Annotated in this window: 13 protein-coding genes; 8 read left to right on the forward strand and 5 right to left on the reverse strand. The window is 67.9% G+C overall.

Translation table 11 applies throughout. The features are described 5' to 3' along the window. Window positions 1-64 precede the first annotated feature (64 nt). From ACFWUP_RS26580 to ACFWUP_RS26590, 3 genes are all read left to right on the forward strand, one after another. A complete protein-coding gene (locus ACFWUP_RS26580) occupies window positions 65-553 on the forward strand; it encodes a MarR family winged helix-turn-helix transcriptional regulator (protein WP_379238699.1) in 489 nt (162 codons plus the stop codon). After that, complete coding sequence (locus ACFWUP_RS26585) at window positions 550-2,241, forward strand: DHA2 family efflux MFS transporter permease subunit (protein ID WP_379238700.1); 1,692 nt, start codon at window positions 550-552, stop codon at window positions 2,239-2,241. Before ACFWUP_RS26580 ends, ACFWUP_RS26585 begins: the two co-directional genes overlap by 4 nt. A gap of 93 nt (window positions 2,242-2,334) precedes the next feature. Next, window positions 2,335-2,562 carry a hypothetical protein gene (locus ACFWUP_RS26590; protein WP_378631491.1) on the forward strand — a complete coding sequence of 76 codons (228 nt, stop codon included), beginning with the start codon at window positions 2,335-2,337 and terminating at the stop codon, window positions 2,560-2,562. A 58-nt stretch (window positions 2,563-2,620) separates the two neighbouring features. Here ACFWUP_RS26590 and ACFWUP_RS26595 read toward each other — a convergent pair whose 3' ends face one another. Next, entirely contained in the window at window positions 2,621-3,109 is a 489-nt protein-coding gene (locus ACFWUP_RS26595; protein WP_101464753.1) for an inorganic diphosphatase, read from the reverse strand. 164 nt (window positions 3,110-3,273) lie between these two features. Between ACFWUP_RS26595 and dacB the strand changes: the two genes are divergently transcribed. The 4 genes from dacB (at window position 3,274) to hpt (ending at window position 7,718) form a co-directional block, all read left to right on the forward strand. Then, a complete protein-coding gene (gene dacB, locus ACFWUP_RS26600; protein WP_379238701.1) occupies window positions 3,274-4,725 on the forward strand; it encodes a D-alanyl-D-alanine carboxypeptidase/D-alanyl-D-alanine-endopeptidase in 1,452 nt (483 codons plus the stop codon). Window positions 4,726-4,738: 13 nt separating this feature from the next. Beyond that, window positions 4,739-5,797, forward strand: a complete 1,059-nt coding sequence (locus ACFWUP_RS26605; protein ID WP_379238702.1) for a zinc-dependent metalloprotease — start codon at window positions 4,739-4,741, stop codon at window positions 5,795-5,797. A gap of 190 nt (window positions 5,798-5,987) precedes the next feature. Then, entirely contained in the window at window positions 5,988-7,142 is a 1,155-nt protein-coding gene (gene tilS / locus ACFWUP_RS26610; RefSeq protein ID WP_379238703.1) for a tRNA lysidine(34) synthetase TilS, read from the forward strand. A gap of 24 nt (window positions 7,143-7,166) precedes the next feature. Next, window positions 7,167-7,718 carry a hypoxanthine phosphoribosyltransferase gene (gene hpt / locus ACFWUP_RS26615; RefSeq protein ID WP_101464749.1) on the forward strand — a complete coding sequence of 184 codons (552 nt, stop codon included), beginning with the start codon at window positions 7,167-7,169 and terminating at the stop codon, window positions 7,716-7,718. On the opposite strand, the gene ACFWUP_RS26620 is transcribed toward hpt, so the two are convergent. Both ACFWUP_RS26620 and ACFWUP_RS26625 read right to left on the reverse strand, forming a co-directional pair. Further along, window positions 7,696-9,612, reverse strand: coding sequence for a serine/threonine-protein kinase (locus tag ACFWUP_RS26620; RefSeq protein WP_379238704.1), 1,917 nt, complete (start codon window positions 9,610-9,612; stop codon window positions 7,696-7,698). The two genes, hpt and ACFWUP_RS26620, sit on opposite strands and share 23 nt — an antisense overlap. Before the next feature lie 49 nt (window positions 9,613-9,661). Next, the gene (locus tag ACFWUP_RS26625; RefSeq protein ID WP_379238705.1) at window positions 9,662-12,058 is read right to left on the reverse strand and encodes a serine/threonine-protein kinase; all 2,397 of its coding nucleotides are present in this window, start codon (window positions 12,056-12,058) and stop codon (window positions 9,662-9,664) included. Window positions 12,059-12,281: 223 nt separating this feature from the next. On the opposite strand from ACFWUP_RS26625, the gene ACFWUP_RS26630 reads away from it, so the two are divergent. Beyond that, entirely contained in the window at window positions 12,282-13,631 is a 1,350-nt protein-coding gene (locus ACFWUP_RS26630) for an amidase (RefSeq protein WP_379238731.1), read from the forward strand. Between the two features lie 54 nt (window positions 13,632-13,685). Here ACFWUP_RS26630 and ACFWUP_RS26635 read toward each other — a convergent pair whose 3' ends face one another. After that, window positions 13,686-14,582: a LysR family transcriptional regulator gene (locus ACFWUP_RS26635; RefSeq protein ID WP_379238706.1), complete on the reverse strand. Its 897-nt coding sequence runs from the start codon at window positions 14,580-14,582 to the stop codon at window positions 13,686-13,688. A gap of 400 nt (window positions 14,583-14,982) precedes the next feature. After that, complete coding sequence (locus ACFWUP_RS26640) at window positions 14,983-16,266, reverse strand: nucleotide disphospho-sugar-binding domain-containing protein (protein ID WP_379238707.1); 1,284 nt, start codon at window positions 16,264-16,266, stop codon at window positions 14,983-14,985. Window positions 16,267-16,287 lie beyond the last annotated feature (21 nt).

Raw genomic sequence — 16,287 nt, forward strand, 5'->3', positions numbered from 1 at the left:
ACCGTTCTGCCCACATACTTGCATCACGCAACTAATTGATTGATGCAAGTAAAGGTTGACCCGATTGAGTGAGACCGAACCCGCGATCGACGCGATCGCGATCCAGCTCGTGCGCTTGCACCGGCTGCGAGACCGGGCGATGGCCCAGATCAAGGACCGTTCGGGGATCGACCCGGCGGGCTTCGTGGTGCTGTTCCGGCTGGTGTGCGACGGGCCGATGCGCTCGGGCGCGCTCGCCGAGGCGGTGCACTCGGACGCGTCGACGGTGAGCAGGCAGGTCGCGCAACTGGTGGAGCGCGGCCTGGTGGTGCGCGTCGCCGACCCCGACGACGGGCGCGCCACCGTGCTCGAGGTGACCGACCACGGCCGCGAGACCGCCGATCGGATCCGGGCGCGACGACGGGAATCGATCGCCATCATCACCGAGGACTGGCCCGCGCAGGACCGCGCGCACTTCGCCGCGCTGCTGACCCGGTTCGTCGAGGACTACGACGCGGCCCGCCCGGTCCTGCTCACCAGGCCGCCCGCGCTGAGCAATACGGAGAACTCGTGACCACAACCGCCGCCCCGGTGGAATCCCCCGTGGGTTTCACTCACCGCCAGATCCTCACCATCCTGTCGGGGCTGATGCTCGGCATGCTGCTGGCCTCGCTCGATCAGACGATCGTGTCGACGTCGATCCGCACCATCGCCGACGACCTCGACGGCTACTCGCTGCAGGCCTGGGCGACTACCGCCTACCTGATCACCGCGACGATCAGTACCCCGCTGTACGGCAAGCTTTCGGACATGTTCGGCCGAAAGCCGTTCTTCCTCACGGCAATCGGACTGTTCATCATCGGTTCGCTGCTGTGCACGCTGGCCACCTCGATGTATCAGCTGGCTGCTTTCCGTGCTTTCCAGGGACTCGGCGCGGGCGGGCTCATGTCGCTGGCGCTGGCCATCATGGGCGACATCATCGGCCCCCGCGAACGCGCCCGCTACCAGGGCTATTTCCTTGCGGTATTCGGCATTTCGAGTGTGCTCGGGCCGGTGCTCGGCGGCCTGCTGGCCGGGCAGGACACCATCTTCGGCATCACCGGCTGGCGCTGGGTGTTTCTGGTGAACGTGCCGCTGGGGCTGCTCGCCCTGGTGGTGGTGACCCGGGTATTGCACCTGCCGCGCAAGCCGCACGCCACCCACCGCATCGACTTCGCGGGCGCGATGGTGCTCGCGATCGGACTCGTCCCGCTGCTGATCGTGGCCGAGCAGGGTCGCGTATGGGGTTGGGGCAGTACGGGTTCGCTCCTTTGCTACGCGATCGGCGCGATCGGTCTGGTCGCTTTCGTCGCGGTCGAGAAGTTCATGGGCGACGCGGCTTTGATCCCACTGCGGATCTTCAACAACGTGACTTTCGCACTGGGCGTGGTGATTTCGTTCGTCGTCGGCGCGGCGATGTTCGGCGGCATGTTGCTGCTGCCGCAATACCTGCAGGTGGTGCGCGGTGCGGGGCCGACCGAGGCCGGTCTGCAGATGCTGCCGATGGTGCTCGGGCTGATGATCGGTTCGATCCTGTCGGGTCGACTGATCTCCAAAACCGGTCGCTACCGGGCCTTCCCGGTGATCGGCGCGATCATGCTGCCCCTCGGACTGTTTCTGCTGCACCTGCTCGACGCGGACAGCCCGCTGTGGCTGGCGATGCTGTTCATGGCGACCACCGGTTTCGGCCTCGGCAATCTCATGCAGCCGCTGACCCTGGCACTGCAGAATGCGTTGCCGCCCAAGGATATGGGCGTCTCGACGGCGTCGGCGACCTTCTTCCGCCAGATCGGTGGCACCCTCGGTGCCGCGGTGTTCCTGTCGATCCTGTTCTCGCTGCTCGCCCCGAACATCACCGCCGAAATGCAGCAATCGGCCAAGGATCCGGCCTACCAGCAGGCCGTGATCGAAGGAGCGCAGAGCGCGAACCCCGTCGATGCCGCGCTGGCGAAGGGTCTTCTCGCACATGACACTTCGGCTGCCGGTCAGGTACTGCAGGACAGCTCGATCATCCAGCAACTCGACCCCGAACTGGCCAAACCGTTCCAGGTGGGCTTCGCCGACTCGATGTCGACGGTGTTCCTCGTCGCGGCCGGTGTCGCGCTGATCGCGTTGCTGCTGGTGTTGTTCTGGAAGGAAGTTCCGCTGCGGATGTCGAGCGGCATCCAGGCTGCGGGCGATGCCAAAGCCGCCGAAAAGGGTGGGCAAGGTGAGTCGCCCTAGGGGAGGTTGAACCTACCCCTAGGGGTGGCTGTCTAAACCTGTGCGCCGCAATAACTTCGAGAAGTCGATATTGCACGCATCAGGAGAGACAACATGCGCATCAAATCCACCATCGCCGCCGCACTGCTGGCCGTCGCGACCGTCGCCGGGGTGTCGGCGGTCGGGGCGGGCAGTGCCGCCGCCGCACCGTACGGGACCTACTACGGCACCTACTACGAGCTCTACCAGTGCCGCGCGGCAGGCGAGGACCCCTACACCGGTGGGTACTACTGGGAGTGCACGGAGAGCTGGGACGGCTGGGACCTCTACATCTGGTACTGACAGCAAAACGGGAAGTCCGAAAACCCTTCGGACTTCCCGTTTTTCATAAAGAACCAGCTCAGTGGCCGGATTCCTTCAGGCGAGCGAAGGACTCGTCGATGATCTTCTCGGCCTCGGCGCGGCCCAGCCACTCCGAACCCTGCACGTACTTGCCGGGCTCGAGATCCTTGTAGCGCTCGAAGAAGTGCTTGATCGCCGACAGTTCGAACTCCGAGACGTCGCCCAGGTCCTGGATGTGGTCCCAGCGCGGGTCGCCCGCGGGAACGCACAGCACCTTGTCGTCGCCGCCTGCCTCGTCGGTCATGCGGTACACGCCCACCGGGCGGGCCTCGACGATCACGCCGGGGAACACCGACTCGGGCAGCAGCACCAGCGCGTCCAGCGGGTCGCCGTCCTCGCCGAGCGTGTTCTCGATGAAGCCGTAGTCGGCCGGGTAGCCCATGGAGGTGTACAGGTACCGGTCGAGCTTCACCCGGCCGCTCTCGTGATCGACCTCGTACTTGTTCCGAGAACCCTTGGGAATCTCGATGGTGACGTCGAACTCCACGCCATCTCCTTGTTCGTTCGAGTGCTTGTGTGCCGAATCGCCAGATCGTTCTGGGGAACCGTTGCGCAACGAGGATAGTGTGGTGTGCTGGTACACCGACGCGGCAGGCGGGGCGAAGTCGCGCAGTCGAGGCGTGTCGGGCGGCGTTATAGGGAGACACGGTCGTGACAGACGGCAGTAATCCGGGATCTCCGGCGCAGGGGCGTCGCAGGTCCCGCTGGATCTGGTTATCGGCGGTGGTCGTGGCGCTACTGGTGATCGCGGGTGGATTCGCCGCGATCGCGCAGCCGTGGACGCCGGAGTTCCGGCACGGCGGGCTCACCGTGGCGCCGCCGCCGGACACCGGCCAGGTGTTCCCCGAGGTGGCGCCCGCCCGATCGGACGCGCCTGCGCCGACGGTGGCGGGGATCGCCGCGGCGCTCGCTCCCGTGGTCGGCAATCCTGATCTCGGCGCGTTCGCCGGTCAGGTGAGCGATCCGGGCAGCGGGACGGTGCTGTGGAGTCAGGAGCCGACCAAGGCGATGATTCCGTCCTCGACGGCGAAGATCATGCTGGTCGCGGCCGCATTGCTGACGTTGCCCGATGATCAGAGGGTGGCCACGAAGGTGCTCGCCGGTGCGCCCGGTGAGCTGGTGCTGGTCGCCGGTGGCGATCCGACGCTGACCCTGCAGGCCGACGGCGGCTACTTCACCGACGGTGCCAAGATCTCCGACCTGGCCGCGCAGGTGCGGGCCGCGGGCAAGCAGGCGAACGCGATCGTGGTCGACACCTCGCTGTACTCGGGCCCGACGATGGCCTCGGGCTGGGATCCGATCGACGTTCCCGAAGGCTCGATCACGCCGATCGAACCGATCATGATCGACAGTGGCCGCGCCGAATTCTCGGTCGACTACTCCCCGCGTACATCCACTCCCGCGCTCGACGCCGGCCGTGCGCTGGCTGCTGAACTGGGGATCGATCCCGGCGCGGTGCGGGTTGGTCAGGCCGCGCAGAACGGCGCGCAGATCGCGAAGGTCGAATCGGCGCCACTGCGAGTTCGACTGCACGACATGATGATTCACTCCGACAATGTGCTGGCCGAGACCATCGGGCGGGAACTGGCGATCGCCTCGGGACAGCCTGCCTCGTTCGCCGGGGCGGTGGCGGCAACGACGGCGGCGCTGTCGGCGGCCGGGTTCGATGTCACCGGACTGCATTTGGCCGACAACAGCGGGCTGTCCGTCGACGATCGGGTACCGCCGAAACTTCTCGAATCGATCATCGCGACCGCGGCGAAGCCGACCGGAAACGGGGCTGTGGTGCCCGCCGGAACGCAAGCCCGGCCCGAAAACGACCCGCGCGCAGCAGCTCTCGCGCCGTTGCTGGACGACCTGCCCGTCGCGGGCGGCACCGGCACGCTCGCGCCGCGGTTCGTCACCCAGAACCGGCAGGGCGCGGGCTGGGTGCGCGCCAAGACCGGAACTCTGAGCGTGGCCAGCGCGTTGGTGGGATATGTACTCGACCGCGACGGACGGGTACTCACCTTCGCCCTGATGTCCAACGACCGGCCGCCCGAGGTGAGCAGACCGGCCCTGGACGCGGTGGCTGGTGCCCTGCGCAACTGCGGTTGCTCGTAGAGAGCGGGTGGTAATGACCGGCAAGACCGAGCGCAAGAGTTCCGGGTTCAGCGGGGCAGTGGACTGGCGGCTGGCCGCGCGCACCGGGGCGCTGCTCGCGCCCGCCGGGCCGCGCGTATCCAGGCAGACGGCCGAACAGGTCGTCGCCGAGCTGGCGTCGGCCTCGGTACTGGCCGAACTGCCGGTGCGTGAGGTCAGCGGGCTGCTCGACGATCGGCCGGTGCCGGAGGCGCGGATCGTCGACCGGCCGGGGTGGATCTCGGCGGCCACCGATTCGATGGCGGTACTCACCGGGACCGAATCCGCTGATGGCGGCAAGTTCGTCGGCAAGCCTGCGGGGGTGCAGGTCGGGACGATGCTGGCGTTTCTGTCCACCGCGATACTCGGGCAGTACGACCCGTTCACCGGTGAGGACGGCACCTTGCTGCTGGTCGCGCCCAATATTCTGGGCGTCGAACGTGCGCTCGGCGTCGATCCCAGCGACTTCCGGTTGTGGGTGTGCCTGCACGAGGTGACGCACCGGGTGCAGTTCTCGTCGGCGCCCTGGCTCGCCGGGTACATGCGCTCCAACGTGGACATCTTGAGCGAGGTCGGCGAGGAACCGATGAGCGAGATGCTCACCCGGTTGCTCGGTGAGGTGCGGGCTCGGCGCAACGGTGATCAGGCCGATGATCCGAACTCTCGGGGCGTGGTCGGGTTGTTGCGTGCGGCCCAGGCGCCGCCGCAGCGGGAGGCACTCGACCGGCTGCTGATGCTCGGGACGCTGCTGGAAGGGCACGCGGACCATGTGATGGACGCTGTCGGGCCCGCCGTGGTCCCGACCGTCGCCGATATTCGGGCGGCCTTCGATCGGCGCAGGCAGCGGCCTTCGAATCCGATTCAGCGGCTGCTGCGGGCGTTGCTCGGGGTGGACGCGAAGGTCGCGCAGTACGTGCGGGGGAAGAAGTTCGTCGACGCGGTGGTCGAGCGGGTGGGGGTCGCGGAGTTCAACACGGTGTGGACGAACGCGGACACCCTGCCGCTGCTGGACGAGATCGATGAGCCCGAGCGGTGGATTCGCCGAGTGCTCTAGCTTGCCCGCCCCCCGCGACTGGGGTATCCGGGAGTGGGGGACGCGGCAAGACTCCGCAGGGGGCGGACCACCCGTGCCCGCCGGTGAGCGGCGGCCGAGCGCAGGCATCACTGGCTCTGTCGGTACAGCTCGTTCCCGGTGAGTTGCCCATGTGCTCCCGGGGGTTCTTTGCGCTGGGTAGCCTGCACAGATGAAGGAACCGGGCGGTGTGCGGCTGCCGGAGACGGCGGCGGTGCTGGCTGTGCGGCGGGGTGTGCGGGAGTGGGTGGCGGCGCGGGGTGGGCGTGGGCCGGTGGTTGTGGGGTTGTCCGGTGGGGCTGATTCGCTGGCTTTGGTGGCTGCCGCAGTTGTCGAGGCGGGGCCGGTGACGGCGGTGGTGGTCGATCATCGATTGCAGGAAGGTTCTGGGGAGGTGGCCGATCGGGCGGTCGCGCAGGCGATGGGGCTCGGGTGTGTGGGGGCGGTGGTTGTGCCCGTTGATGTGGGGCGGGCCGGGGGTGTGGAAGCGGCGGCTCGGGTGGCTCGGTACGCGGCGTTGGAGTCGGTGCGGGACGGGCGGCCGGTGTTGCTCGGGCACACCCTCGACGATCAGGCCGAGACGGTGTTGCTCGGTTTGGCACGAGGGTCGGGCGGGCGGTCGATTCAGGGGATGGTGGCGTGGAAAGCGCCGTGGGGGCGGCCGTTGCTCGGGGTGCGGCGGGCGCAGACGGTGCGGATGTGCGCGGATATGGGCATCGAACCCTGGCACGACCCGCACAACACCGACCCCAGCTACACCCGGGTTCGCGTGCGCGACGAGTTGCTGCCGCTACTCGAAGACGTCCTGGGCGGCGGCGTGGCGCAGGCACTCGCCCGCACCGCCGACCAATTGCGCGAAGACGGTGCGGTGCTCGACGGTTACGCCGACACCCTGCTGCGGGCCGCACGCACTGGCGATCCGGCTGATTCCGTCGATGTCGTCGCGGGTGCGGAGTCGACCACCGAGCGGCGATCCTTGGAGGAGTCCGACGCGACCACCGAGCGGCCCGCCGACTCATCGCCCCGTTGCCCCGACTCGACCTCGGATCGACGGCGCGGTGGGTTCGACGACATCCATCGGCCCGCACTATCGATCGAGATCCTGGCCACTGCGCCCGCCGCACTGCGTCGCAGGGCAGTACGCGCGTGGCTGGCGGATCAGGGCGTCACCGGGCTCGTTAACGCCCATTTACAGGCAATCGACGAGTTGGTGAGCAATTGGCACGGGCAGGGCGGAGTGGCCGTCGGGGGCGGCACAAGGGACCACAGGTTGGTCGTGACGCGCGAACGTGGCACGCTGGCGGTGCGAGCACAGCCGCGCATTTGATGCCACGAAGGGACACCCACTTCCGTGTACGGAGACGACATCGCATCGGTGCTGATCACCGAAGACGAGATCAAAGCCAAGATCGAGGAACTGGCCGAGCTCGTCGCCAAGCGGTACCCGCCCGATTCCCCCGAAGGTGACCTCCTGCTGATCTGCGTCCTCAAGGGCGCGATCTTCTTCATGACCGACTTCGCCAGGGCCCTGCCGATCCCCACCCAGCTGGAATTCATGGCCGTGTCGTCCTACGGCTCGTCCACCTCGTCCTCGGGCGTGGTGCGGATCATGAAGGACCTGGACAAGGACATCGCGGGCCGCAACGTCCTGATCGTCGAGGACATCATCGACTCGGGTCTGACCCTGTCCTGGCTCAAGCGCAACCTGTCCACCCGCAACCCGGCCTCGCTGGAAGTAGTCACCCTGCTCCGCAAGCCAGACGCCCTGCGCACCCCCGTCGACGTCGCCCACGTGGGCTTCGACATCCCCAACGAATTCGTCGTCGGCTACGGCCTCGACTACGCCGAGCGCTACCGCGACCTCCCGTACATCGGCACTCTTAACCCAGCCGTCTACTCGTAGTTCCCGCCGGGGGATCGACGACCCTGATCAGTGCTCGGATGTCGGCTTCGATCGCGCGGAACAGGGCGTACGAACCGAGGAAGGCCAGCACGCTGCCGAGGTAGACCACGCGCAGCGAGATCAGGGTCGGCAGTAGGTCCTCGGTGGGCAGCATCGTGATCGCGACCATCGCGATCAGTGGGATGGACGCCGCGACCGCCAGATACCAGCCGCAGCGCTGCCGGAGTCCGCGCAGCGCTGCGGCGTCGGTGTGGAACCGGTGGCCCTGCTGCAGGACGATCGGGTAGACGCAGCGGAGCATGTAAACGGTGATGAGGAAGAACGCGTAGGTCACCGCAACGGCGCAACCGATGGCGTTCGAAATCAGAAATTGCGCTGTGGTGCGGGTGTCCAGGTGACCGGTGCTGACCTTCACCGTGGTGGGCAGGATCGCGGCGGCGGTGACCCAGAACAGCACGGCGACAACCGCGGCCCGGTCACCCAGATACAGCGATTGCCTTCCGCTGAGCCCTAATTCGCGGGCGCTCACGCGACGTCCGGCCCGCAGAGCGCGCGGTACCAGAATCGCGTGCCGGGACACATAGATGAGGATCACCGCGCCGAGCGAGAACGAGATCACATTGGTGACCACCGAGACGATGTGCACCGCTTCGCGGGCGGCAGGCTCGAGGCGCTGCACCATCAGGCCGGAGTTCTGCCAGGTCTTGTATTTCACGGCTAGCCCATTGGGCACCGCGATGGCCAGCGCCATCAGGGCGATCATGAAGGGCCGCAGGCGAAGTCGGTAGGAATCGGCGGGTGGGTCGACGAGGCTTCGGCTGCGCGGGTCGAGACACAGATCGAACTGTTCGGCGAGGACGGTGCCGTCGGGCCAGCGATCCGTTCGCTCGGGTTGCAAGCAGCGCAACAACACTCGGCGTAATGCGGGCGGACAGTTCGGTGGAAGTTGTTGCAGTGCAGCGATGCTCACGCCCGCACTGCGTGAGGTGAGCATCGCCTCCAGTCGGGTCTGGTCACCCCAGGCGGGGTCGTCGGCGCCGGTGTCGTCGAACGGCTTTGTGCCGGTGAGCAATTCCCACAGCAGCACGCCCAGCGAGAAAAGGTCGGAGCGGGCTTCGAGATCGGCGGCGCTGCGCGGATGACCGGGGTGACTGGCCTCCAGCTGCTCCGGTGACATGTACGCCAGCGACCCACCGAAATACGACAGTGGGCTGGTACCGGCGGTTTCGCTGAAACTGATGTTGAAATCGGCGAGCTTCGGCACCCCCTCGGCCGTGAGCAGCACGTTCGCCGGTTTCACATCACGGTGCAGCACACCGCGATCGGCCGCGTGATCGAGCGCGGCTGCCAGGCGGCGGCCCAGCCAGGCGACGGTGTCGGGCCAGCTCAGTTCGGCGATCTCGTGACGGACGCTCGAATCGGTCGGCCGGATTTCGCCCTTCTCCGCCATGGCCGCGTCGATCGCGTCCAGGAGGAGTTGGCCGGTGCGTTCGGCGGGTGGGGTGGCGCGGACCCAGCGCAGCAGACCGAGCAGGGTGCCGCCGGGCAGGAACTGCATGTAGAGCAGGCGCAGCCGGGGTGAGCCGTCGTCGGGCGGGTCGAGGACGAGTTGATCGAAGACGCGCACGATGTAGTCGTGGTCGAGCTTGGCGAGGGTTTGTGGCTCGGTGCCGCTGTCGGCGGAGATCTTCACCGCCACCAGACGCTGCATCGACCGCTGCCGGGCGAGGAACACCCGCGCGAACGCGCCCGCGCCGAGTTCGGTCAGCAGCTCGAAGTCGCCGATGCGCTCGCCCACCTCGAACCGGTCGAGCCCGCGCCGAGCGGTGGGGTGCATGGTGGCGGTGCGGTCGGGCGAGGGGCGGGTCGCCTCGGTGATGACTGTCGAGCTCACGACGGGGGATACGCGGGCGATCGCGCGGAAGTTCATCCGCGCGCCGAACTCAGCTGACTACGCGTTCCAGAGCTTTCAAATCGGCTTCGAGGGCCCGGAAGAGCAGGTAGGAGCCGATGAAGGCGATGATGCCGCCGACGCACAGGACGCGGACGGCGACGATCACGTTCGGGATATCGCCGGGCGGCAGGAAAGTGACACCCGCGACGGCGAGCAGGGGGACCGAGGCGGCGACGGCGAGGTACCAGGTGCAGCGGCGGCTCAGCGCGCGCAGCCAGGTGCCGTCGTCGGTGCTGATCTCGCCGTGGCGGAGGAAGACGGGGTAGATGCAGCGGACGAGGTAGAACGTGACAAGGAAGAACGGGTACGCGACGGCGATCGCACCGCAGACCAGCAGGGATGCGAGGAAATGGACCACGGCTCGGCTCGGCACATTGCCGGTGGCCAGTTGCAGTGCGATCGGGAAGGTCACGCCGGCCAGCGCCCAGAGCGAGAAGGCGACGATCACCGCGCGGTCGCCGAGGCGCAGGGTGTCCTGTCTGGCGCGGCGCAGGGTGGCGGGGTCGTAACGGCGTCCCTTGCGCAGGCCACCGGGCACCCATAGGACGAAGCGCGACAGATAGATCAGCAGCGCGGCGCCCGCGGGGAAGAAGATCAGGTTCACGCCCGCGGTGATGAGAATGAAGGTCTGCTGGGCTGATTCGCTGAGGCGGCTGACCACCAGGTTCTGATTGTGCTGGATGTTGTACCAGGAGGCGAGGCCGTTCGGAATGCCGATCGCCAGCACGAGGACCAGCAGCGGCCACTTGCGCCACACCATCCGCCAGCTGTTCGGCGGCGGATCCACGAGGTCGCGAGCACGAGCATCCAGGCACAGATCGAACTGCTTGGCCAGCACCCCACCATCGGCCCAACGACCCGACCGATCCGGGTCGAGGCAGGTCAACAGCACCCGGCGCAATGCTGCGGGACAGTTCGCCGGAACCCGGTCCAGCGCGGCCGGATCGACCCCGCCGGTGCGCCGTTCGAGCATCGACTCGAGGGTGGTCTCGTCGCCGCGACCCTCGGCTTCGGCGGTGTTGTCGTCGAACGGTTTCGCACCCGTGAGCAGTTCCCACAGGACCACGCCGAGCGAGTAGATGTCGGCGCGGGTGTCGAGGTCGGCGGCGCTGCGGCCCAAGCCCGGGTGACAGGCTTCGAGCTGTTCGGGCGACATGTACGACAGCGACCCGCCGAAATAGGCCACCGGGCTGGTCCCCGCGACGGTGCGGCTGAAGCTGATGTTGAAGTCGGCGAGTTTGGGCACGCCCTCGGCGGTGAGCAGTACGTTCGCCGGTTTCACATCACGGTGCAGCACGCCGTGCGAGGACGCGTAATCGAGCGCCTCGGCCAGCCGCCGACCGAGCCAGGCCACCGTCTCCGGCCAGCTGAGCGCGGCGATCTCGGAGCGCACGCTCGAATCGGTCGGGCGGATCTCGCCCTTCTCGGCCATCGCCGTGTCCACCGCGTCGAGCAGCAGTTTGCCGCTGCGCTCGGCGGGTGGGGTTTCGCGTACCCAGCGCAGCAGGCCGAGCAGGGTGCCGCCGGGCAGGAACTGCATGTAGAGCAGGCGTAGGCGCCGCGATGCCGAAGGCGCCGAGTCGGTGTCGAGCAGCTGCTGGTCGAACACGCGCACGATGTAGTCGTGATCGAGCTGCGCCAGGGTTTGTGGTTCGGTGCCGCGATCGGCGGAGATCTTCACCGCGACCAGGCGCTGCATCGACGTCTGCCTGGCCAGGAAGACACGCGCGAAAGCACCCGTACCGAGCCCGGTGAGCAGTTCGAAATCGCCGATGCGCTGGCCGATCTCGATGCGGTCGAGCGGCTCGAACGCCCCGGGCACCGAATCGGCGGCCGTCGCGGCCGAGGTGGCGGTCGCGGTGAGGTCGAGCTGCGGACTGGTCACCTGGGTACTACGGAACGAGTCGGGGGAATGGTTCACCGTGGTGTCGGAATCATCGGCACGATGCGTGCTCTGGTCGAGCTCGTCGGTATTGAGCAGCCCGCGCAGACTGGCCGCCTGCTCCGGATATTCGCGCAGGCAGTCGCGCGGATCCACGCGCTCGCCGCTGTGCCTGCGGATGACGAATTCCTCGAAGACCAACCCGGCGGGCAACGCGGCCTGCTCGAGCTCGGGGAACTCGGCGCAGTAGTGGGTCAGCCGTTTGCGGGTGATGTCGGTGCTCGCGTGATGCAGCCAGCGGTGGCGCAGGTCGACCCTGATCAGTTCGTGCAAGGCCTGCGCGCGCAAGGTAGCAGCGTCGGGCAGGAACTCGGCGATCTCGGGCGGACGCCCGGCGGCCGTACCCCACGCCGCGGCGAACGCCTCGACCATGTCGACGCGCACATTCGTGGCCCGACCGGGAGTCGCGTCGGGATGGTCCCCGTTTCCGGTGTTCTCGCTCATTAAACCGACCTAAAGGTTCGCGCGGATCGGTGCGAAATTCATTTCGCCACACCCGCCGCCATCGCCGGAGAGCCGTCCTGAAAATGATAACTTGCGCCTCTAGAGCGATCACCCGAATTTCGACGACCGTGCGACGGGGGCGAATCCGCAGATGAACGAAGACCTCACAGCGGTAGCATGGGAGTCCGTCGACGACGACGGCGTGACGGACGCTGAGGTGACGATGGATTCCCCCCGCCCGCCCGCCGACGAATACCCCATCGGTGGCCCCGCCGCGGCACTGGCCGCCCGGGTTCGCGCGGGCACCATCACCCCCGCCGACGTCACCGCCGACGCGCTCGCCCGCATCGCCTCGGAGAACCGCAAGATCAACGCCTTCACGGTGGTCCGCGCCGAGCAGGCAAGGGCCGAAGCGCGCGAACTCGCCGCCAGAGCCGACCTCGACGAACTTCCGCTGGCCGGTGTGCCGGTGGCGGTGAAGCAGAACATCGCGGTGGCGGGGGAGGCGACGCGGGTGGGTTCGGCGGCCACCTCGGCCGAACCGGCAACCGCCGATCACCCGGTGGTGGCCAGGTTGCGGGCCGCGGGCGCGATCGTTGTCGGGTTGACGGCCATGCCAGAACTGGGTTTGTGGGCGAGTACCGATTCGCTCGGTTGTGTCACCCGCAATCCGCGCGATGTCGGCCGGTCGACGGGCGGTTCCTCCGGTGGCGCGGCCGCGGCGGTGGCCGCCGGACTCGTCCCGATCGCGCACGGCAACGACGGACTCGGCTCGATCCGGGTGCCCGCCGCGGCCTGCGGAGTGTTCGGCATCAAGCCGGGTAGACACGTGGTGCCCGCGCAGATCGGCGCCGATTCCTGGGCCGGACTCGCCGAGAACGGCGTGCTGGCGACGACGGTGTCGGACGCGGCGCTGGCGCTGTCGGTGCTGGCAGGCCGCTCCGATCTGGCCGACCTACGCAAACCGCAGCGACTACGCATCGGACTGGCCGTGGCTCCGCCGTCGCGGCTGGTTCGAGTGGATCGACACTGGACGGCGGCAGCGCGCACCGCGGGTGCGCGCGCGGCAGTGGCCGGGCACGAGGTGCAACCGGTGGAACTGCCCTACGGCGATGCGGCGCTGTTGATGCTGCTGCGCTGGCCGAGCGCGGGTCTGGCCGACGCCGACGCGCTCGCCCACCCCGAACTGCTCCAGCAGCGAACCAAACGTCATCTGGCGATCGGCAGGGTGATCCGGCGGCTCGGCCTGGTCCGTCCCAGTCAGATCGATCGCACCGAGGCTCGACTGCTCGAATTCTTCGAGGACTTCGACGTGGTGATCACCCCGACGCTGGCCGCGCGGCCACCCAAGGCCAAGCAGTGGAGTGGGCGCGGGTGGGCCGCGAATGTGGTGTCGTCGGTGCGCTACGCGCCGTTCACCGGTCTGTGGAATCTGCTCGGCTGGCCGGCGGCGTCACTGCCGATGGGCACCCATCCCGAGGCGCATACGCCATTGGCGGCGCAACTGGTCGGCCCGCCGGGCAGCGAGGCGACCTTGCTCGGCCTCGCCGCCCAACTGGAAATGTCGAATTGAGCGAAACGCTCCGGCCATGCGCGGCTGAGGAGCGCTGACGCGCGCCTGCGCCCCTCAGACAGCGATCGGCTGCGGCTGCGGGGTCGGCTCGGAGAAACCACCGGCGACGGCGCGAGCGGCGAATTCCAGAATGGTCGGGCGGGTGTCGTCGGCCCGCCACGCCACGGCCAGCTCACACGGGGTGAGACCGGCGACCGGCCGTGCGGTGAGCCCGGGCCAGCGATACATCGGCACATTGTTCTCGGCCAGCAGGCACACGCCGAGGCCGAGGCTCACGGCCTCCAGCTTGTCCTCGGGGGTGGCCGCCTCGGCGCCGATCTTGGCCGCCTTGCCGCCACGTGCGTCGTTGCCGAGCCAGAAGTCGCGGACCGCGCCTGCCTCGGTGGGCAGGGCGACGAAGGGCTCGTCGAGCAGATCGGCGAAGTCGATGCTGTCCTGCTCGGCCAGCGGATGTGTTTCGGGCAGCAGCACCCAGCGCGGCTCGGTGCGCAGCACCTGCCAGCGGTAACGGTTGGGGTCGGGCAGCGGCAGCCACACCAGCGAGAGGTCGGCCTGTCGACCGGCGAGGCCGCTGGACGGGTCGTTCCACGACGCGGCGTGCAGGGCGAGGCGGTGACCGCTCGCGCTCTCGAGGTCGTTGAGCAGACCACGACCGAGCGCGGACTGGATTCCCACGCGCAGCACCTCGCCTGCTTCCTGGAGGGACACGTTGGTCACCTCCCACAGCTCGAGGATCTTGCGGGCGCCTTCGAGGAGTTCCTTACCGGCGACGGTGAGGGCGACGCTGCGCTGGTTGCGGTCGAACAGGACCACGTCGAGCTGGCGTTCGAGCTGGCGGATCTGGCGCGACAGCGTCGGCTGAGCGATGTGCAAACGCTGTGCGGCGTTGGTGAAATGCAGTTCCTCAGCGACGGCGACGAAATACCGCAGATCGCGCAAATGCGGGTCCATAGCACCTTGCTATCAGAATCGGTCGGGAAAATCCAGCCAAAACGGGCAAGGAAGTTCGCGGAAGTGGATCAAAACAGTCACCAGGTTGGTAACGCACAGCATATGGCCTGGCATGGTGAGCTGCACTATCGGATCGTCAATTGTTCGCGATAACCCGCGGCCGAGTGGGTAGACAGCTCACCTGGGCGTCTGACCAGGGTAAATGCGGCGTCGTTCACAGTGGATATCCGAATATGGCCCATGCCGCGTCACGGAACCGCGCGCCGAAAGATGCCGTTGACCACGGGTGCGCACCACCCGACCGCAGAGCGGGTGATGTTGGTCACAAACAAGTTTCGGGGCGACGAAACCGACTGCGGCGCGAGTACCGCACCGCAGCCGAAACCGGCTCCATCCGGGGTCAGTCGAGCGCGGGCACGCCGGCAACCCGTTCGATGTGTTCCACGCCCAGCGTCAGCGCGTCGTACTCGGCGTATTCCGCGCGCAACTCGGCCGCGCGGGCGGTGAACCGCGGCTCGGTGAGTACCGAACGAACAGCGAACCGGATTCGATCCGGGTGCGGCGCAGCCGATTTCAGATTCACACCGACACCCGACCATGCGACCCGGGCGGCCACCTCCGGCTTGTCCTCGGTGGCCCCGGCGACCACCAGCGGCACGCCGTAGGTCAGCGCGAGCTGCACCCCGCCGTACCCACCATTGGTGACCATCGCCGACACGTGCGGCAGCAGTTCGGCATACGGGATGAACCGTTCCACCCGCACATTCGCGGGCACCTCGTCGAGACCGAGGCCCGAGGGGTCGGCGCCGCCGGTCGAGACGACGACGAGCACGTTCTCGTCCGCGAGGGCCGCGATCGCAGGCGCGATGAGTTCGGGCTCGGAATTGGCGATGGTGCCCTGCGTCACGTGCACCACCGGCCTGCCGGTGAACATCTCCGACCACCACGCAGGCGGCGTCCAGTCCGCCACCGGCGGCGCGGGAACGGGTCCGATGAAATGCACCGACTCGGGCAGGTCGCTGCGTGGGTACTCGAAACTCGGAATCGAGGGGTTGAGATACAGCGCGGCCGACTTCGGCGCGTCCATCAGCCAGCCCGAGTCCGCCAGCCCGACGCTGCGGCGGGTCTTGTTCCAATGCTTCTGCACATCCCGGAACACCACGTGCTCGACGAGCCACTGCAAACCTCGATTGCGCACCCGCCCGAGCAAGGTCGCGCTCGGCGGGAGCGCCAGGCCGAACGGCGCGGTATCGCGGCTGGTCAGCACCATCGGCACCACATTGAGCACGGCGAACGGCGTCCCGGTCTCCTCGGAGAACAGCCGGGCCGCCAGGCAGGCGGTGTCGGCGAGCACGAGATCCGGGCGGAATTCGGCGGCGGCGTCGTGGAGGTCGCGCAGCTGCCGGGGCGCGTTGTCGATGAAACCGAACTTCAGGTCGACGCGCAGCGCGGCGATGCCTTCCAGCTTCTCGCCGCCGGGGACGTACTCGCCCCGATCGGTCCGGATGTCCTCGGTGTGCGCGGTGCGGGCCACCGTGATCCCGGCCGCCTCGACCTGCGCGCGGAAGGTCTCGGTGGTGCTCCACAGCACGTCGTGACCGCGCGCGGCGAGTGCTTTCGCCAACGGGATCATCGGGGTGACGTGTCCGTAGATGGGGACGACGGCGATCAAGATGCGTGCCATACCGGTGACTACGGAAGCGGG

Origin of the sequence: Nocardia sp. NPDC058658 (assembly GCF_042716665.1) — a bacterium.
Classification (GTDB): domain Bacteria; phylum Actinomycetota; class Actinomycetes; order Mycobacteriales; family Mycobacteriaceae; genus Nocardia.